Origin of the sequence: Acinetobacter bereziniae LMG 1003 = CIP 70.12 (assembly GCF_000368925.1) — a bacterium.
GTDB lineage: Bacteria > Pseudomonadota > Gammaproteobacteria > Pseudomonadales > Moraxellaceae > Acinetobacter > Acinetobacter bereziniae.
Genome location: NZ_KB849756.1, coordinates 541486 through 562059, shown reverse-complemented (window position 1 = coordinate 562059; position 20574 = coordinate 541486). Strand labels below are relative to the sequence as shown.

Below are 20574 nucleotides of genomic sequence, written 5' to 3'. Positions count from 1 at the left end.
AAGTTTCAGTTCGTTTTTTTACGACTTTTACTTGGCGGTTTTTCATGATAATTCTGGCATTTCTTATACCAGTGGTTGGTTTCTAAATAGTATTTTTTAACTCTTAGTTTCTCTAAAGCAAGATCGAGATTGTCGTCTTTCACGAGGACTTTAATAGACATGTTTTGCGTTTTAAGGACTGACACCTGTCTCTGGTTTTAAATTGAACGATTAAACTAGCAAATCGTCGATCAATTCACAAGCGATATTCTTAAAACACGGGCTTGATACAGTTTCATCTGTATGAGGTTTACCTACATTCGATAAAACTCTTAGTGAAATACCATACTTGGATACCTTATCCGTAACTGTTTGAGAGAGTGTGATCCAAAGAAAGAAAAAAAAGCGCAGTAAGGCTCCGCTAAGAACATTATTTTTCAATCAGTTGAAGATGTCGTTACTTTCAACTTACGTTAAATAAAACGCAATCACAACAAATTTTGATCAGATTTTCGTGAGTCATCACGATCGGGACTTGAACCCTGCGCAAAAGCGTTACCATGTAATCCGATCTGCATTTGTAATTGCTTAATTACAACATGATTTATGATGATCAAGTATACATCAACAAGGAGTTGAGGACGGTCGTGGCTCTACCGACTGAGCTACTGTGTGTTGCCACACAGGGTGGTATCGAAACACCGACAAACGAGTAATGTAGTCCTCATTGCATTTGATATACTTGAATCATGGTTACCGCATTGCATAAACAAAATGTTGAAGACGTTTCGTTGCTCTATCCAGCTGAGCTACTTTTCAATCTTAGCTAAGAATGAAAAGGATGGATTTGAACCATCGACCTACGCATTAAAGATGTAGTCCTCAACGCATTTTATGCATTAAATATTGCCAACAAGTTTTCGATAAAACATCAATTATTCAAAGTAATGTAGTTCTATCTGCATTTGGCAACAGTTTTACTCAGCACAACAACTTTATATAGAAACACTTCATTCTGGAAAAATGTAGTTCCTATGGCATTTGTGCTTTTTATCTAACATCATTGCCTCAAGTTACATCATTTGATGCAGAGACTTGAATACAAGATGTTAAATGAGGGAGCAAACTCAGCTAACATGTGACTGAATTTGCGTTAAGTCTATGTTTTCGATTTCACTTATCCAATGATTTACATGCATTTCATTATTGGCAAAGCTTTCAATCAATTTAAATACGTTATCTGAAAACCCGCCAATGTTCATGACATCTTTTTGCTCGGGGAGTTGAGTTGTCGCATAAGGTTGTAAATCAACACATACCAGTTTTGCATCAGGATTAAGTTGTTTTAACTGTTTCCAATAATGCATCATCCCTGTTTGGCGATGCGCTCTTGGGATTTGATCTGCCCAAGATTCATTGTCCGAGAAATAAATCACCATATCGACTTTGGCATTTTCTTTGACCAATAGTGCTAATGGCTTAGAACAATCCGTTCCTCCACCACACATATTGGCAAATTTTTTTGCCAGAGCAAAAATATCAATTTCTAAATTTGGCTGTTTCATCAGATTTTTTCTTTTCAAATATTCTTGCACTTTGCTTAAATTGGATAACTGACGTACTTCTGTATCAAAAGCCATCAAGCGAATATTTGGATTTACATATTTAAATGCACTCGCAAATAATGCTGCTACATCCACACAACGCAATTGTGAGGTTGCTCCCTGACGGTAACCAGTGATGGAACTTGACATCGAACCAGAAACATCAATCGCAATCACAACATTACCTTGGAGTTTAGGTACATTTGAAATTGAACATTGCACCGCAAACTTTAATGCTTTGGCAATTTCAGGTGGCATACCTTCAGCAAGTGCAGACCATGCCATCATCAATTGATAGGGGAATACACGACTTTTTTTAATCGCTTGTTCATCCATCAATTTGTCAGCAATGATTTTAGTCATTCCTTTGATTTTGAAGACATCGTGACGTAAAAATGTATTTAAGTTCATACGAAGCATTTGCCAAGAACCATGACAGGCAATTTCCGCCCACTGCTGTGTAGTAAGATTCAGATGGGTTAAAAGTTGCATAGGTACTTTGGGCAATTCTGTGCTTACACCTGATCGAAACTTTTCCAATGCCTGTACTTGGGCAGGGAGCTGTTCAAACTGATATTCTTTGCCTAATACATAAGCAAAAAATGCATCTTGTTCAACAGTCTTGGGTTTTGGATGCGTCATTTTTAGTACATCAGCAAGTGAAGGGCTGTTCCCAATATTGGCAGCAAGCAATTGTTGAGCAGATGTAGAGAGAATCCATTCGTTTACCATGCGTTTTGGTAATGAACCTAAAGACTTACGACCGATCATTCCTGAACGCATGATTTGTACAAAATTTCTAAGCTGTTTTCCATTATCAATAATTAATGGAAAGATTTGCTTAAAGAGGTCCGTATCTAGCTCAGACAGTAATGCCAATAATACGACAGGTGTATCTTTCATCTGTGCTTTTTGACGTGCATAAATTGCAGTTTTAGCAACAAATGCAGGCTCTACTTCAAGTGCGAGGTTGAGAATATGATCAAGTTGTACTTGTGCATTTTGATAAAAAGTCTGATTCAGTGTACCTGTCGCTGTGAGTTGTGCTAATGCGGCACGAGATTTTAATGTATATGCACGCCCACCAGCTTCATTATATTCAATGGTTTTTGGCTTTGCCTGTTGTTTCGAGGCAAAAATTGTCTTGTTCGCCATGACAGCATCCTCAAGTAAACTTTAATATCTTGATTGTTATATTGCAGAGAGTGTGCCAAGTTTGCTTTTTAAGGTGAAATATATTTTTAAATTTTTGATTTTTATAAGATAAAATTATTTTATAAAATTTAATTTTCAACTTTTTAATGGTTTAGAATATAAATTTAATATCTTTATTTATATAATTTTATCTTTTTTTCTATTTTTTTATAATTAAAAATTAGAGTCTCTAATGTTGTGTAAATAAAAAAAGAGATAACCAGCACCTAGAGAGAAAATAGTCTTACTCGCGGAATATAAAAATATAGAAAAAGTGGGTCGAAAATTCCAAATTGTAAAGACTACAGAAAAAAATTCATTTTGAGCGGTGTAGCATATTTTCTAAATAGATGATCCAATCAAATCGCCAAGACAAATCATGCGGTAAATAAATATAGTCAAACCGTCTGATTATTCATAAAAGTGATTTGGATGATTCATTTATTTTGTACTTTTGAATCATAAACAGTCTTGCTATCACGAGGCGACATGGATGTCGCCATGTTGAGCGGGAGTATTAGGATGTACCCCTCGCTCAACAGAAGATTTTTGTTACTTTTCATCTCTGAAAAGTAAAGTATCGCCTACGCAAAACAATTTAAACTCTAGAGCTAAAGCGTGGCAGTGCAAGCTTTATATCATCAAACAATATATTGATCGCTTTAATTTTATTGATCAACAGAAATGATATTCTACTGTATGAATTTTTCAACAGATTGACTATGGTTAGTGGCTTTTTTTTACACACCTCGGAATTCTTGATGAATCCTATCCACAGCTGATCAAACCAAGAACAATGATGAGAATAAATAACAAGCTTAATACAATCCAGAGGATACATATGAATTCTAAAAGGTTTTTAATGTGAGCTATTTATCTTTTATAGACGGATATTTAAAACGAATATAGCATTAAAGAAGTCTTGGGAAAATCACTTTCCCCAAGGCTAAAGTTATTTAATAAGCGTGAGTTCGCCGCTCGCACTAAGTGTATAGCGATGGAAATCATCAGCAATATAAAAATGACCATGATAATACTCTGCAATTTCATCATGAATTTTTTGAATACCATCAGCATCGTGATAACGCGCACTGAGATGCGTGGCAATCAAATTCGGCAAGCTCATCATTTGCGCAAATTCTGCGACTATTTTTGCAGAGCTGTGCATTGGACCAGAACCAACTTTATCTAATACCGCTTGTGTGTAGGTGGTTTCATGAATTAACAGCGCCGCATTTCTACACGCATCTTTCAATAATTCAGGCTGGTCGTTATCTCCACTGACAATTGCAGATACATGCTGTGTATTTTCAATTACAAAATCTTTTCCATGAAGAAGTTGTCCATTCCACTCAATAGTTAGTCCTTGTTGCAAATAGCCCCAAAGCTTACCTTTCGGAATTTCTAATTGAACTAATCGTTGATGATCCAGTTTGCGCTGAAATGATGTTGCTTTAAAAGCATAAGCATAACTAGGTACACGATGATGTAAGGAGTGAACCTCAATCGAAAGTTTTTCATCCAATTCAAAACTGCTATTGAATGTATGGGAGTCAATAAAATGAAGCGGGTAGGGTAGAAACAACTCAGTTAAATGACGAGTTGCTTCCAACCAGTCTTGAATCTCTTTAGGTGCAATGATGGTGATAGGATCTTTACGTCCGTTCATGCCTGCACTTGCGAGCAAGCCCATCAAGCCATAACAATGATCGCCGTGAACATGAGTAATGCAAATTGCTTTTAAGTGCTGTAAGGATAGTTTGGCTTGTTGAACTCTATGCTGTGTTCCTTCACCGGCATCGACAAGAATCCAATCTTTAGTTTTGCCATAATGAATGGCTAAGCCTGAAACATTGCGTGTTAATGTGGGTACACCTGAAGATGTCCCTAAAAAAGTAAATTCTAACATGGGAAATTTATGCCTGTAGTAAAATCTTATCTGTGGTTATTGTTGTGACAAAGCAAGGCAGTTCCATCAAAAGAAGTGTCGAATCAGACAAAGATGGAGGAAAATAAGTAAAAACTTTGTACGTCAGTAGTATAGCATGATCATGTATATGAAAATAAATAGTGATTTTTAAAAAATATTAGGCTCAATACAGCGAATAATATTTGCTTATTGATAAAATAAAACTATGATTTAGACAAGATATATAAATTTTTATAGATTTATAGAAATATGCAAAAATTTAAAAAAACAGTTGTAATTGGTTTTGTTGGTTCTACCTTAGATCAAGGAAAAAAGCCCGAACGATGGCAACGATGGCGTCCTACGATAAGTTTGTTGATGCATGATGATTTAGTTGTTGATGAGTTGGTGCTATTACATGATCGACGTAATGCCGGCTTGATTGCGCATTTACAGCAAGACGCCTTTGAAATTTCCCCACAGACCAAAATCACAGGACACAAAGTCAATATTCGAGATCCTTGGGATTTCTCGGATATGTATGGAGCACTCTACGATTTTGTAAAATCCTATCCTTTTGATACCGATAATAATCATTATTTACTGCATATTACGACAGGTACACATGTCGCTCAGATCTGCTGGTATCTCTTGATTGATGCGCATTATTTGCCTGCAAAACTCATTCAAAGCTCACCCACAGGGAAACAGCAACCTGAAGGTGAATATCGCATCATTGATTTGGACTTGTCGCGGTATGCAGCATTAACACAGCGTTTTGAACATGAGCAATCCGAAAATTGGCAACAGTTAAAAGCCAATATTGCGACAAAAAATAAAGGTTTTAATCAACTCATTCAAGAGGTTGAATTGGTTGCCACCCGTTCAAGCGCACCGATTTTAATTATGGGTGCAACTGGTGTGGGCAAATCACATTTGGCCAAGCAAATTTATCAACTGAAAAAGGAAAAATTTCATCTCGCTGGTCGATTTATTGACGTGAACTGTGCAACTTTGGTGGGTGATAGTGCAATGTCCACTTTATTTGGTCATCACAAAGGCGCATTTACCGGGGCGATTGCAGCACGTACTGGTTATTTAAAAAGTGCGGATAAAGGCATCTTATTTCTCGATGAAATTGGTGAATTAGGACTGGATGAACAAGCAATGTTACTTAAGGCACTGGAAGATAAATCTTTCTTCCCCGTGGGAAGTGATAAAGAAGTTCAAGCTGATTTTCAATTGATTGCTGGGACTAATCGAGATTTACGTGAAGAAGTTAGAGCAGGTCGCTTTCGAGAAGATTTATGGGCACGCTTAAATACATGGACATTCTTCTTACCCAGTCTAAAAGATCGTGTTGAAGATATTGAACCAAATATCGCATTTGAATTACAGCGCTTTGCTACTGCACATCAGCGACAATTGCGCTTTCATAGTGATGCACTTGAAAAATACTTAAAATTTGCTCAATCAGTAGAGGCAATTTGGCAAGGCAACTTTCGAGATCTTACTGCAAGTGTGACTCGAATGGCGACACTGGCAAATGGAGAGCGGATTGGCTTAAACGAAGTAAATACTGAAATCCAACGGCTTCAACGTATTTGGAGCATCTCTGAGCAAGAAAAGGACAACAAGCCATCTATATTGACGGATATTCTAACCCATGAACAAATAGCGCAAATTGACGAGTTTGATCGCATTCAGTTACAAGGGGTTATCGAAATATGCCAAAAGTCGAAATCCATGGCAGATGCAGGGCGGCGATTATTTTCTGTGTCACGTGAGCAGAGGCAAAGTACCAATGACAGTGATCGTGTGAAAAAGTATTTAGCGAAATTTGGGTTACAGTGGGATGATATAAACATATCAATAAGGTGAGTGAACCACCTTATTGATTTCATTTTTTCTGTAATACTGCTTTAAGGCACTAATAAGAAACGTGAAATTGCAACACGCAATTGTTTTAAATAACCTGTAAAGAAATGGTTAGCGCCCGGAAGTACGGTGATCAAATGGCGTTGTGGTTTTGCCCATTCAATTAAATCACTGAGTTTAGTGGTCGGGTCTGCCTCACCATGAACAAAGAGAATATCGCCTTTGATCGGTGGTGTAACATAATGGCGTAGACCATCAACTGTAGAGGTTGGCAAACCACATAAAATCACTTGTTTGGGTTTAATTTCGTCAGGTAAGGCATGATAGGCTTTTGCCATCACATGCGCACCAAAACTAAATCCGCCAACATAGAAAGGTAGACTTTTGTGTAATTGTCTAACGTATTTGATGACATCTAAAATGTCTTCAGTTTCGGCAAAACCTTCATCATGGACACCATCACTTTGTCCTGAACCTCGAAAGCTTGGACGATAAACGACACAACCTTGTTCGTTGAGAATTTGTGCAAGTAAAGCTGGAACTTTATGTTGAGGGGTACCACCTTGAAGTGGGTGAGGATGACAAACGACAGCAAATCCTTTTACTTCGCCCACAGGATAGTCAACAAAAACTTCGATTTTGCCAACCGAACCTTGAATGAACAGTTGTTCGGACATAATTTAAACGATCATAAAGCAGGGAAGTGATATAGTTTACCGATTCTGCTCACAGAAAACATGAATTGGAATTAAAATATTCCGACTGTTATAGTTTGATTAGTTATTTTTTGATCAGGAAGACCATGCTCGCCTTAATTTCCCCTGCTAAGACGCTCGATTACGAAACCGCACTGCCGACTGATAGCCACACTTTACCAAGACTATTAGACCAATCTCAACAGCTTATAGACCTAAGTCGTAAACTATCTGCATCCGATATTGCTCGTTTAATGCATGTTAGTGAGAAGATTGCCAATTTAAATGTTGAACGTTTCCGTGATTGGAATGCTGATTTTGATTTTTCTAATGCACGACAAGCCATTTTTGCATTTAAAGGCGATGTATACACTGGGCTAGATGCTTATAGTTTGTCGCAAGATGATTTAAAGTTTGCACAAGATCATTTGCGTAGTCTTTCAGGATTATATGGTTTATTGCGTCCATTGGATTTAATGATGCCATATCGTTTAGAAATGGGGATTAAACTTGCCAATGAGCGTGGTCATAATCTTTATGATTTTTGGGGAGAACGCATCACTCAACTCATCAATGAAGACTTGCAGCAAAGTAATTCAAAGTTGTTGGTGAATATCGCTTCTGATGAATATTATAAATCAGTTAAGGAAGCAAAAATTCAGGCAGATATCATTAAACCTGTATTTTTAGATCAGAAAAATGGTCAGTATAAAGTGATTAGCTTCTATGCCAAAAAAGCACGTGGCTTAATGGCACGCTATATCATACAAAATCAATTGGAAAAATTAGATGATTTAAAATCATTTAATCTGGACGGTTATTATTTTGATGCTGAAAGTTCATTGAAAGGTGAGCTTGTATTCAAGCGTGATGAGCAAGCTGCTTAAAAGACCATTTATTTTGAGAATTGGCTTAGCATTAAGCCAATTCACGTTCAAAAATACGATATTCATTACCTAAAGAATTCATTACCATGATTTGAATAAAATCAAATGCATTTGCTTTGAGTTGTTCAATAGAAATAATTTCCCCTGAAATGAGTTCAATCTCACCAACTGCATTGGTTAAACTCTCCATTTCATCATCATCTTCATAGTCAATATTGTGATAAACCTTTACAATCACTTCAAAGGTGTCTTGCTGATCTTGATCTATGAATTCATGAATGACTGGGCGATGAGTAAGTTGTTCAGATGTAAATTCATCACAAAACATTGGATCGTAACCATGTTTTGCACCATCAAAAAGTAATATTTCTTCATTGCTTTCAATATCGACCGCGTATATCAATTCAGGTGCAAAATCTGTCCCACAAATGAGCTGATATTCTTCAAACAGCTCACCATAATATTTAATCTTAAAGCGCTTATTCTGTGTAGAAGATTGTATTTGTCCTCGCCATTCGATCTCCATTAGGTCATTAAAATAAGCCTCATGTTGATAAGTGACAAAATGATTTAAATGTGTAGGTGCTGAAAATTTTGATTTATTGATCATGTGATTACAGTCAAAAATGTTGTATTAATAGATAAAAGTAGCATGTATCCAATACATATGATCATAGATAGCACTGAAAATATCGTCAATTTATTCCGTAAATATTGGCTTGAGTTTACCCAAAAAGCTGAGATGTCTAAAGTACAAGATAATCTTTTGTATGAAGTTTTATTACGTGCTTATACTGAGCCTCAACGGCATTATCATACACTGCAACATATTGTGGAATGTCTGAATTTATTTCATCAAGTGAAGGCTTACTTAGACGATCCTACGGCTGTTGAGTTGGCGATTTGGTTCCATGATGTGGTGTATAACCCTCAAGCCATAGACAATGAAGTGCAAAGTGCTGAACTTATGTTAAAGCGCTGTCAGAATACGTTTAAACAGGCTGTTGTTGAAAAAGCGTATCAATGGATTATTGCAACTCAAAAGCATCAGCCCTCTCAAGAAGATGATCTTAATTATTTATTGGATATTGATCTGGCGATTTTGGGGAGCTCTGAGGCACGTTTTCTGCAATATGAACAGCAGATTCGATTAGAGTATGCATGGGTAGAACAAGAGCTTTATCAAGTAAAAAGGGCAGAAGTGCTACAGCATTTTTATCTCATGCAACCTTTGTATCAGACTGAATATTTTAGAGCGCATTTGGAAGAAAGTGCTAAAATGAATTTATCTAAATCTTTATCATCTTTATAAATAATGGCTTATTGTTAAAAAATGATATGTCAAAAAATGATATGTCAAAAAATCAAAATGATATTGTCAACGTAAATTGCGATTCGGCATCTTTATTCAATATCAAATATATAGAAACACTGAATGAGAGAATATTTTGAAAATTTTAAATCTTGTTGTACTGAGCAGTATCTTATTTTTGACGGCTTGTCAGAAACATAAGCAATCTCAAGAAGATATAAAAACACAACAGCAGTCGATTGATTCTCAAGCAGTCGCAAGTCAAGTGAAAAGCGAAGCTGAAGTAGAAATCCCACCGACTGTTTCAGAGCCTAAAAAGAACGCCAATACTTCAACTATTACTTATCCAGAAGCCTTGATTAAACAAGTGACTGAGGCAGAACAACGCTGTCAAACACCTGAAAAACAAGATTTGAACAGTATCATAAAGATAGTCGATTTAATGGGGGATGAACAACCAGAATATATCTATGAACCTGATTCAATTTATTGTATTGAGGATGGGGTATTTAGAGGTCATGGTGGTGATCAACTGGTGATCTATCAATCTAAAGATGGTAAAAGCATTCAAGAGATTTTTAACAGCACTGTTTTTTCATATCAAGTTTTAGAGCATCAACCCAAGGCGATCGTGCAAATCGAAGTGGGTGGTGGCTATTGCGGTCAAAATATGGATGAAATCAGTCGAGCCGAAGCAATTATGTGTAAACGTAATTTAGAATGGGATGATGCATCTAAGCAACTTAAAATGGGTAAAATCCAATTGATAGAGAAGCAGGCTGATACAGAATAAGTGCTATTCATGATGAATAGCACAACTGATTCGTTTATGGACGAATAATCATACAGGTCGCTGTGGCATGTGCATATAACTTGCCATCTTCATCAACCAGTTTTGCTTCAGAAATTGCCAGATTTTTACTTGAATTAATGACTTGACCAGTGGCAAGTAATTCTTTGTCTTTTGGGACAGGGCGGCACATTTTTACATTTAAGTCGATGGTGCCATAACCAACACCTGCCTCCAATGTGGTATGTATCGCACAACCTGTTGCTGAATCTAATGCGGTAGCGGCAAAACCACCATGTACGCCACCTAAAGGATTTAAATGGCGTTGATCCGCTTTGACTTTAAAACAGGCATAACCTGGGGCGATTTCATGTAAATCCATCGGTATTGTTTCACTGATGGATGCTCTTGGAATATCCCCATTTGCCATGGCTTGTAAAAATTCTAGTCCAGTCATTTCTTGTAGCTGTTTCATCACTTTGTCCTATTATTAAAGTTCTAAAAAGGAACTTAAATATTAAAATAAAATGCTTGATGATGGCTGTCAAATATTTTTGGAAAAAGGAATAATTTTTTAGTATTCGATATCGTAAAATTTTTCGATATGATCGGATTGGTGCAGTATTTTTAACGCTATTTTTTCACCTGTTGCCCATGTTGCAACCGATTGACTTAAATCCACATCAATAATATCTAATTCTTTACACAAGGTCTGATGGCTTTCAATCACAATAAACTGTGGTGATTGAGTTTTTAGACATTTTGCAATATACCGTTGAATATGATGAAGCTTATAAACATCTATAATCTTATAACGCATAGTTTTCCAACTATTCTATTTAAATTGTAGTGATTATTAATCTAGAGCTAATTATGTTAGTTTTCAATTATAATTAGATTACAAAATTCAGATTTGTATAAAAAATCTATGCTTCACCATAACATCAACAGTTAAATATAGTACCGTAACTGGAAATTTCTAAAAACAAGGATATATCTATGAAAGGGCAATGTGTCTGTGGGAAAACAACATTCAATGTGGAATTAAAAAATCATGATGTACATGCTTGTCATTGCTCAATTTGTCGCAGACAAACCAGCGGTGTGATCATGACCATTGATGTCGAACAGGGCGGATTAAACTTTATTAACAATGATCATTTAAGTATTTATGATTCGTCAGAATGGGGCGAGCGTGGTTTTTGCAATGCTTGTGGGACCAATTTATTTTGGCGTACTAAAGATCAAAGCTACTGTAATATCAATGCTTTTGCTTTAGATGAACAACCACAAGATATTCATTTTGATATGGAAATTTATATCGACAATAAACCCGCTTTTTATAATTTTGAAAATCAAACTAAAAAGCTGACTGAGGCTGATGTTGTCGCCTTATTTACAGGAAATGGTGAATAATTTTTTTGTTGTTTGTTTTCGTCAAAGAAAATTTTAAACGCATACTCGTTAAAAACGCCAGTCAATTTGACTGGCGTTTTACTATGTTTCTTAGGGTTTATATATACCAAGTTCAATCAGATGTAATCTTAAAATACGGCGAAGTTCTAATACTGCTTCAGGTGTCTCTTGAATTGAATGTCCACCTTTGATGATTACTTCAGAAGCGGCACCATCAAGGTGTGAACTGGTATAAGGAACGACACCATCAGTCATGACTTTGGGGTCTTTACTGTCCGTAATATTGCCCATGATTGAATGATAGACCATTGCTTTTTTAGGCATTACATTTTCAGTTAATTGGGTAAATTTGGAATTATGGCTTAGATCACTTGGTCCATTCTGAATAATTCCATGACCTACATCTTTTAGAAAGTTTTTCGCATTTAGATCACGTTCATCAATCGAGTCCGCTAAAGCGCCGAGAAACGCGCCTGGTAGTTTGATGATACGCCGAGCAGCCAATGTAAACCATCGGTCAGCAAATGCTGTACCACGGTGAGGTGCTGAAATAAAAATGGCACGATCAAAGTTAGGTACTGATTGAATGGTTAAACGTGCTTTAAAGATCGGATCATCTTTGAATTTATCAAACTTACGGTTATTCAGCATTTTTAATGCAGGCTGAGTGAGATCAGCATCACTGACCAATAGGCGTGCGATAATGCCACCCATACTGTGTCCAATCAATACGGCATCTTTTGCTGAGGCTGATTTTTGGTCAATTGAGGCAAAGCTTTGATTGATGATCGCATTGATTTGATAACGACTTTCTAAAATTGGCATATTGGTTGAGTAGAAAATTTGCCAAACCTGATAGTGTTCGCGGAGGACATTGTCTCCCATAATATCGTTGGTTAGTCGAATCCATGCTTCTGGGCTACTGGCTAAACCATGCACCAATACAATGACTTTCTTATTGGGGTTATAGGGTTCAAGCATGTATAAGTGTGGCATGGTCAAGCTTTGATCGCGATCAATTAAGCTAAGATATGCAGCGATTCCTAAATTATTTTGTGCAAGCCATAAACCATATGGTGCTGAAAAATTAGCTGCAAGCGGGTATTGTTTACCACCAATTTTAATATTTTCGACACTATATGGATCATAAATATTTAATTGGAAATTTGGGCTATGCAAGATGTTGTGCAATGATTCATTGGCATTTTCAGGTTGAGCCGCAATACTCACCGATAAATAACGTGGTTGGTGAATATTGGGATTTATGCCATGTTTATATTGGTATTCAAACGGATTGACAATATATTTGTTTTCTTCAGGGGCATCAGTTTTCGGTAAAATCGCAACAAACTCTGCGCCGAAACCATCTCTACGGTTGATCGAGCGTAAACCTGAAAAGTTTAGATTGTAGCTGGAGACGAGATCTTCTAACTCTGTATTGGCAATTGCAGGATAGCCATTAAAATTGATGCGGTATGTACTTGTTCCCACTTTAATTTGTTTGGCGACTTTTTGATTTTTATGTCGTGTCGCATAGGTGGAAATGAGCTTTGCCAATGCCTGATTGTAAAAATCACGTATTTGAACCTGTCGGTTATTGAAAATACGATCTTGGGGTTGGCGTTCTGTCTTAAATAAATAAGCATAACTATAACGAATGCTGTTATCCAACATGACCATTTGTTGGTCTAAACATTGTTCATAATTTTTCTGGGTGCTTTGCTGCTTTTCTGTAGATTGATGCTTAGAAAATACGCTGATTTTACAATTGGATGAGTCAGCTAAATTAATTGCTTTAGTCAGATAGATTTCGCTGGCTGTAGACAGCAATTGTTCATCTTGAATCTGTGGGATTTTAGCCAAATCTGCAACACATTTTTCAGGTTCTTCTGCACATGATTTTGCTTCACGACCCGTCATGGAGAGCACATTTAAACTTGCCTCACTCATTTTGGAGCGTGTTAAAATGCTATCACGCTCATTGGTGATCGTAACATTAACCTTTTGATTTTTTACACTTACAACCTGACATCCAGAGAAAATCAATGGGCTGATGGCTAAAACATAGAGCAAAATTTTATTTTTTGAGTTTTGCATAAACATTAACGAGATCAATCTTTTCTGAATAATACGATAGTTTTCTAGAATTTCAATTTATAAGCAAAAAAATAGACTGAATGCTCAGTCTATTTTTTCAGCCTAGAAATTATTTCGCGAGCGCTGGGTTTTTCATCACTTGCCAAACATTATAACGACCTTGTTTTTCAATTTCTTGAATCAAGCGATCAGCAACTTCTGCTTCTTCTGGGTATTTCACTTTATAGTTTTTCAAAGTTTGGACAGCATTTTTCTTTTGTTCCATACCAATATAATTATTGGCAGAAGATAGATAAGCCTCTTGAACACCAGCTTTCATTGCTTTGTCTAAATATGGCATCGCTTCTTTTTGACCGCCACCTTCAGATAAAGAGAAACCAAACCATAAGTTTGCCTCTGGATCTTCTTTATTGATCTTCAGGATACGTTGTGCATAATCCAATGATTTGGTTGTATAAGAAGAACCAAGGTCAAGGTTACGCCCGAGAATACTGGCTTTAAATGCACGAATCAGAATATCAAAAGAAGCATTCGGTGCAGCAGCAAGTTGGTCGAGTTGAGTAGACACTTCTTTTAATTTGCCTTCAAAACCTTTACGTTCTTTACGGTCGCTAAATTGTGGTGGGTAATGACGCGCTTTACCTTCAACCATTTGCAAGAAATCATCAATCGCCGTAATGTCAATTTCATTGCTACCTGCTAAAACAGCATATTTCATAGCACGTTGCGAGCTGTTCACTGTAGGTACAATTAATTTATTGGTATCCAGTACAATTTTTTGATTTGGATTCGCTGGATCGGTCACTTCTAGTTTATTGACAGGTTGGGCAGCAGCTTTTTTCAATTCAAGTTCAAAAACAGGGGGTTGCGTGTAGTCGAATGGATTTAATGCATAAAAGGGTGGTGATAATTCTGGTTCAGTATAAATGAAAGGCTCATTTGCATCTATTTTGTTACTTTGTTTGGTCGGTGTAATAGAACACGCAGTAAGTAATGATGTTGCGAGCAATGCATATGCCAAAGGCTTAATCGTCATGTGTTTCTTCCATTAATTTATATTAAAAAAACTGCATGCGCATCAGTCTATGAAAAGACGTCTGAACATGCAACTTGATTTAGTTCGTATTATTAAAAATTATACATGAGGATTTGTTGTCAATTCGTCATGAAATTTAAAAACAACGCTAGTATTTCGTTATTTTATGCTGAATTTTAGACTAGAACGCAAACCATTTAGCCAACATCAACAGATTAGAAAATATCAATATGCCCTAAGCTTTTGAAGACGTTTTTTGCGCTTCACATTCACGTCTAACTTCTTCAATGATTTTGATTTCTTCATCGCTTAAAGGTTGTTCTATCGTTTGTTGTAAATTAAATGTTGGATCTAAAATCGATAGGCGTGTACATAAACTATGGATACGTTGTTCGTTTTGTTCAAGCCGATCTAACAACACGCGCATACCTTCAAGCATTGGGTCGGGTTGTTCTTGAGTCGCTGCATAGGCTTGGAACTCAGTATTTTCAACGGTATTGGCAATTTGCTCAGGACAACGCGGTTCTGCGGTTGTAATAACTTCTTTGTCTTTAGTAATAAAGCGAGCAGGGTTGCCTACGGCTGTTGCACCATCAGGAACTGCTTTGGTAACTACCGCATTTGAACCAACCTTGGCATTTTTACCTACCACAAATGGACCCAGGATTTTTGCTCCGGCACCTACGACTACACCATCGGCAAGTGTTGGGTGGCGCTTACCAGTATTCCATGTTGTACCACCGAGCGTAACGCCATGATACAAGGTCACATCATCTCCAATTTCAGCAGTTTCACCGATAACCACACCCATGCCATGATCGATAAAGAAACGTTTGCCGATCTTAGCACCGGGATGAATTTCAATTCCTGTTGCAAAACGACTGAAAGAAGACAAAATTCTGGCTGAAGTTTTACAATCTTTTTCCCATAATTCATGAGCGATACGATGCATAATTAATGCATGTATGCCTGGGTATGTGGTTAAAACTTCAAATGTATTTCGCGCAGCAGGATCTCGCGCAAATACAGCTTGGATGTCTTCTTTAAGCTGTTTTAGCATTAGTTTTGATCCTCATGTTTTGACTTTTTCCATGTACCATTATTTAGGGCTTGAACTCGGCTAAAAATGCCCCTTAATAAATGATATTCCATCTTATCTAATTGTATACGCCCAAATAATCGACGCAACCGTAAAGGAAGAAGACGTGGGTTTTTAGGGTCTAAAAATTCAATTTCAGCCAACATTTTTTCAATGTGGGGATAAAATTGTTCCATCTGTTCATGTGTGACCAGTGGTTCATCCCAGTGCATATCAGTTGAGTCTGTTACTTGCATCACGGCTTGCGTATCAACAGTTTTCTCTGCCAGTGCCAAGGTCGCCATACGCATTTCATAGCAGATCACCTGAATAGCTTGAGCGACATTCAATACGCCATAATCACTATTTACAGGAATTGTGACATGGTAGTTTGCTAGTGCAAGTTCTTCATTGGTCAGTCCACGGTCTTCTCGACCAAAAACGACAGCAACCTCCTGTTGATTGTGAATCACAGACTGCATTGATTTTTCTGCGGCAGGGCGAGCATCTAACAACGGCCATGGAATAGTACGGCTACGTGCACTGGTACCAAACACTAAATGGCAGTCTTTGATTGCATCTTCTAGGCATTCTACGATTTCAATCTGTTCGATTAAATCTGTTGCGCCTGCTGCCAAAGCGTCAATATCTGGATGTGGATAAGTTTTAGGTGCGACTAAAACCAATTTAGATAATCCCATTGTTTTCATTGCACGTAAGGCGCTACCAATATTTGCAGGCAGTGTGGTATTGACCATCACAATACGTACATGACTTAAATGCTGTGAAATAACAGCATTGTCAAAAATGTCCATTGATGTTCCAAAAATTAAATAAAGAGAAGATAGGGGGTGTTAGGAGTATTGATTTGCATCAGCGAGATACTCATCCATTGCATCATCCATGCTCATATTGTCTGGAGGTGGTGCAACTTGAGTAGTTTGTGCCAATTCACGATGGTCAACTGCCTTAGCCGCCTTAGATTTGACATGGTATTCAATATGAATCGACTCCTTACCAAAATAGTCTCGTAATTTTGATAAGAGTTCATCTAAAGGTGCAACTTTCCATTGTTGTCCAAAATGCAAATCAGCCGTTGCATAATCATAGTCCAGTAAAATGTGTATAGGGATATGTTGGCACATATCTACATTGCAAAATGGCAGTAAAATTTTTTGAATATCTGAGGCTAAGGTTTTGCTGATGACTTCTGGGTTTAATTTAATCGCAATATTATTGGCACGTTTTTGACGAATTTCATTGAGTGTAAACGCTTTGGTTAAGCGCCCCATTGGACGATCAAAGCCTTCTCGTTCATAGATTTCACCTTCAATCACCACCACTTTTTCATTCTGAATGATATCTTTAAAGCGTTGGAAACGCTCATGATTGGAGGAAACTTCGATACGAGCTGTACCATCATCCAATGTGATGACCATACGATTGGGGAAGTTAGCCACATCGACCACTAAGCCGGCAAACACTGTAGTTACACCACGACGTGTTGGTGTCAGTTCATTAATCTTATGAGGGATAAATGCTTTTAACTCAGGACGATATACATCAATTGGGTGACCAGTCAGGTATAAGCCAAGCGTATCTTTTTCACCTTTTAAGCGTACCTCATCTGACCACGCTTTCACAGGTTTGGCTGGTTTACGTTGAACTTCTTCAACTTCACCAAACAGATCCATAATGCCTGTTTCACGGTTTGATCGGGCTTGTTCTGCTGCTTGAACTGCTTCGGGAAGTTGAGCCATTAAGCTCGAACGTTCAATACCTAAACAATCCAGTGCGCCTGCACGGATTAAGGCTTCCAAGGTTCGTTTATTGATTTTTTTCAAATCAACACGGTGGCAAAAATCAAATAAATCTTTATATGGACCGTCTTGTTCACGTGAGTCAATCACGGACTGCATGGCTTGTTCACCGACACCTTTAATTGCACCTAAACCATAAATAATGGTTGTCGCATCACTGGCATAGAACTGATAGAACGACATATTTACGGATGGAGGCAATACAACTAAATTGTTGATTCGACAGTCATCAATTAAAAATACAATATTATCAGTATTTTGCATTTCAGAAGACATGACTGCTGCCATAAACTCCGAAGGGTAATGTGCTTTTAACCAAGCGGTTTGATAGGCAACTAAAGCATAGGCTGCCGCATGTGATTTGTTAAAACCATAACCTGCGAATTTTTCCATATAGTCAAAGATATGGTTTGCGGTAGCCTCATCAATATCCTTTTTCGCAGCACCTTCAATGAAGGTGGCACGTTGCTTGACCATTTCCTCGACTTTCTTTTTACCCATTGCACGACGAAGTAAGTCCGCACCACCGAGGGTATAGCCTGCACAAAACTGTGCTGCTTGCATAACCTGTTCTTGGTACACCATAATCCCATAAGTCGGTTCAAGTACACCTTCGAGAAGCGGGTGTAAATATTCAAATTCACCGCCATGCATACGATGAATAAAGTCAGGAATTAGATCCATAGGACCTGGGCGATATAAAGAAACGAAGGCAATAATTTCTTCAAATTTACTCGGGCGAGCTTCTTTGAGCATTTTTTTCATGCCCACGGATTCAAACTGAAACACCGCTGTTGTATTTGCATCAGCAAAAACAGCATAAGCTTTTGGATCATCCAAAATAATATTTGAAATGTTTAATGGTTGATCCGATTGAATTCGCTTATTGATATTTTGAACTGCATCTTCAATTACAGTGAGGTTACGTAGCCCCAAGAAGTCGAATTTAACTAAGCCTGCCGCTTCGACATCATCTTTATCGAATTGTGCAACTCGACCCGTACCGTCAGCTTCACAGAGGATTGCTGAATAATCAGTAATCTTGGTGGGTGCAATCACTACACCACCAGCGTGTTTACCTGTATTTCGGGTAATACCTTCAAGCTTGAGCGCCATTTCCCAAATTTCAGCAGCATCGTCATAATCTGGATTGGATGGATTGGTGACGATGTCTTTGAGTTGGGGTTCTGCTTCAATAGATTCTTCTAAAGTTAAACCTAAAGGTTTTGTTGGAATCATTTTGGAAATACGATCAGCCAAACCGTAAGATTTTCCTAAAACACGAGCGACATCTCGAATTGCACCTTTAGCCGCCATGGTACCGAATGTTGCAATTTGAGATACAGCATCACGACCGTAGTGGCGTGCCACATAATCAATAACTTTATCTCGCCCTGCGATACAAAAATCAATATCAAAGTCGGGCATGGATACCCGTTCTGGATTTAAGAAGCGTTCGAAGAGTAGATCATAACGAAGTGGATCTAAGTCAGTGATTTTTAAACTATATGCAACCAGTGAGCCTGCACCCGAACCACGTCCCGGACCAACTGGAACACCATTGTTTTTTGACCATTGAATGAAGTCCATGACGATTAAAAAATAACCAGGGAAATCCATTTTGTTAATGATGCCCAACTCATAAGCCAGTCGCTCATCATAAGGTTTACGAATTTCCGCCCAATCTTCATTTCGTGTTTCAACAGGATAAAGAAAGTCTAAACGTTCTTCTAAACCAATTTCAGACAGATGCTCGAAATAGGAGTGAATGGTGTGACCTTCAGGAATCGGATAATCAGGCAGGTCATGGAAGCCTAAACGCAGAGAGACTGTGCAACGTTTTGCAATTTGCAGTGTATTTTCAATAGCACTTGGAAGATCAGCAAATAGTTCAATCATCTCAGCAGATGTTTTAAAATATTGTTCAGGACTATAGTTTTTTGGACGTTTATTGTCACCTAACACATATCCATCGGCAATACAGACACGCGCTTCATGCGCTTCATAATCTTCTGCGGTGATAAAATGCACATCATTGTGTGCAACCACACCAATCTTATATTTTGCGGCAAGTTTAACGGCTTCTTGATTGAAGTCTTCTTCAAGTGGACGACCTGTTCGAGTTAGCGCCAAATAGACCCGATTGCCAAATTTTTCAATCCACTGCTCAAGTAAAGGTTCAGCTTTTTCTGGGTATGCTGAACAGAGCATTTCACCTACATCACTGTGTAGACCTAACAGAAGAATGATATCTTCGGATTGTTCAAGTATCCATTGCTTTTGAATACATGGAATTGAAAGTTGTTGACCTTCAATAAAACCTCGAGAAACGATTTCTGTCAGTCCACGCCAACCTTTATTGGTCATTGCAAGCAGGGTTGCTTTATGGTTGGCATCATTGAGACGAATCACACTGCCGAAAATAGGCTTAATGCCTTTACTTAATGCTTTATTATAAAACTTGACTGCGGCATGCAGGTTAGAGAGGTCAGTGATGGCTAAAGCAGGCATTTCATCAGATGCAGCAGCTTTAATCAGATCAGGTATACGTACAATCGATTCGGTAATCGAAAATTCGGTATGAATACCAAGATGAACAAACTGCATAGACCAATCCTATATGAAACTGCGTGCTATTTTATCACGCCTAAACTACGATGTGCTGAAATATCATCAGCTGACGAAATTAGTAGTGGAATTTTAAATGATTGAAATATATATAGAATATAATGTTTTAATATATTTGATATTCAATTGCATGTAATTCCAACAATTCTGATATGTAACATGTTGCAGTTGAATGTGTTTAGGGTCAGTGGACATTTCATAAATGGCTTGCGTTGTAGGTTAAAATTGAGCAGGCAAGGCATGAAACGAAG

Annotated in this window: 16 protein-coding genes; 5 read left to right on the top strand and 11 right to left on the bottom strand. The window is 37.6% G+C overall.

Annotation, left to right across the window (positions count from 1 at the left end; all coding sequences use genetic code 11):
* Nucleotides 1-1106 precede the first annotated feature (1106 nt).
* Both F938_RS12755 and F938_RS12750 read right to left on the bottom strand, forming a co-directional pair.
* Complete coding sequence (locus F938_RS12755) at nt 1107-2738, bottom strand: TROVE domain-containing protein (protein ID WP_005032262.1); 1632 nt, start codon at nt 2736-2738, stop codon at nt 1107-1109.
* Nucleotides 2739-3729: 991 nt separating this feature from the next.
* Nucleotides 3730-4686 carry a ribonuclease Z gene (locus F938_RS12750; protein WP_004824502.1) on the bottom strand — a complete coding sequence of 319 codons (957 nt, stop codon included), beginning with the start codon at nt 4684-4686 and terminating at the stop codon, nt 3730-3732.
* Nucleotides 4687-4956: 270 nt separating this feature from the next.
* On the opposite strand from F938_RS12750, the gene rtcR reads away from it, so the two are divergent.
* Nucleotides 4957-6567 (top strand): RNA repair transcriptional activator RtcR, encoded by a 1611-nt coding sequence (gene rtcR, locus F938_RS12745; protein WP_005032259.1) that lies wholly within the window; start codon nt 4957-4959, stop codon nt 6565-6567.
* Nucleotides 6568-6608: 41 nt separating this feature from the next.
* Here the strand turns inward: rtcR and F938_RS12740 are convergent, their stop codons facing one another.
* Entirely contained in the window at nt 6609-7241 is a 633-nt protein-coding gene (locus F938_RS12740) for an alpha/beta hydrolase (protein WP_004824499.1), read from the bottom strand.
* Nucleotides 7242-7366: 125 nt separating this feature from the next.
* On the opposite strand from F938_RS12740, the gene yaaA reads away from it, so the two are divergent.
* A complete protein-coding gene (yaaA, locus tag F938_RS12735; RefSeq protein ID WP_004824497.1) occupies nt 7367-8146 on the top strand; it encodes a peroxide stress protein YaaA in 780 nt (259 codons plus the stop codon).
* Nucleotides 8147-8177: 31 nt separating this feature from the next.
* On the opposite strand, the gene F938_RS12730 is transcribed toward yaaA, so the two are convergent.
* Nucleotides 8178-8756 (bottom strand): hypothetical protein, encoded by a 579-nt coding sequence (locus tag F938_RS12730; protein WP_004824494.1) that lies wholly within the window; start codon nt 8754-8756, stop codon nt 8178-8180.
* A 57-nt stretch (nt 8757-8813) separates the two neighbouring features.
* On the opposite strand from F938_RS12730, the gene F938_RS12725 reads away from it, so the two are divergent.
* Both F938_RS12725 and F938_RS12720 read left to right on the top strand, forming a co-directional pair.
* A complete protein-coding gene (locus tag F938_RS12725; protein WP_004824493.1) occupies nt 8814-9458 on the top strand; it encodes an HD domain-containing protein in 645 nt (214 codons plus the stop codon).
* A gap of 136 nt (nt 9459-9594) precedes the next feature.
* Nucleotides 9595-10251 carry a hypothetical protein gene (locus F938_RS12720; protein WP_005032256.1) on the top strand — a complete coding sequence of 219 codons (657 nt, stop codon included), beginning with the start codon at nt 9595-9597 and terminating at the stop codon, nt 10249-10251.
* Nucleotides 10252-10285: 34 nt separating this feature from the next.
* On the opposite strand, the gene F938_RS12715 is transcribed toward F938_RS12720, so the two are convergent.
* Nucleotides 10286-10723 (bottom strand): PaaI family thioesterase, encoded by a 438-nt coding sequence (locus F938_RS12715; RefSeq protein WP_005032254.1) that lies wholly within the window; start codon nt 10721-10723, stop codon nt 10286-10288.
* 99 nt (nt 10724-10822) lie between these two features.
* Nucleotides 10823-11068, bottom strand: coding sequence for a hypothetical protein (locus tag F938_RS12710; RefSeq protein WP_005032253.1), 246 nt, complete (start codon nt 11066-11068; stop codon nt 10823-10825).
* 179 nt (nt 11069-11247) lie between these two features.
* On the opposite strand from F938_RS12710, the gene F938_RS12705 reads away from it, so the two are divergent.
* Nucleotides 11248-11664: a GFA family protein gene (locus F938_RS12705; RefSeq protein ID WP_004824489.1), complete on the top strand. Its 417-nt coding sequence runs from the start codon at nt 11248-11250 to the stop codon at nt 11662-11664.
* A gap of 90 nt (nt 11665-11754) precedes the next feature.
* On the opposite strand, the gene F938_RS12700 is transcribed toward F938_RS12705, so the two are convergent.
* The 5 genes from F938_RS12700 to dnaE all read right to left on the bottom strand — a co-directional run bounded on the left by F938_RS12700 (nt 11755) and on the right by dnaE (nt 20302).
* Nucleotides 11755-13767 (bottom strand): lipase family alpha/beta hydrolase, encoded by a 2013-nt coding sequence (locus tag F938_RS12700; protein ID WP_005032251.1) that lies wholly within the window; start codon nt 13765-13767, stop codon nt 11755-11757.
* A 103-nt stretch (nt 13768-13870) separates the two neighbouring features.
* Nucleotides 13871-14797: an ABUW_2363 family tetratricopeptide repeat lipoprotein gene (locus F938_RS12695; RefSeq protein WP_005032249.1), complete on the bottom strand. Its 927-nt coding sequence runs from the start codon at nt 14795-14797 to the stop codon at nt 13871-13873.
* A gap of 235 nt (nt 14798-15032) precedes the next feature.
* Nucleotides 15033-15857, bottom strand: coding sequence for a serine O-acetyltransferase (gene cysE, locus F938_RS12690; RefSeq protein ID WP_005032247.1), 825 nt, complete (start codon nt 15855-15857; stop codon nt 15033-15035).
* Complete coding sequence (locus tag F938_RS12685; RefSeq protein WP_005032245.1) at nt 15857-16690, bottom strand: RNA methyltransferase; 834 nt, start codon at nt 16688-16690, stop codon at nt 15857-15859. Before F938_RS12685 ends, cysE begins: the two co-directional genes overlap by 1 nt.
* 39 nt (nt 16691-16729) lie before the next feature.
* Nucleotides 16730-20302: a DNA polymerase III subunit alpha gene (dnaE, locus tag F938_RS12680; protein ID WP_005032242.1), complete on the bottom strand. Its 3573-nt coding sequence runs from the start codon at nt 20300-20302 to the stop codon at nt 16730-16732.
* Nucleotides 20303-20574 lie beyond the last annotated feature (272 nt).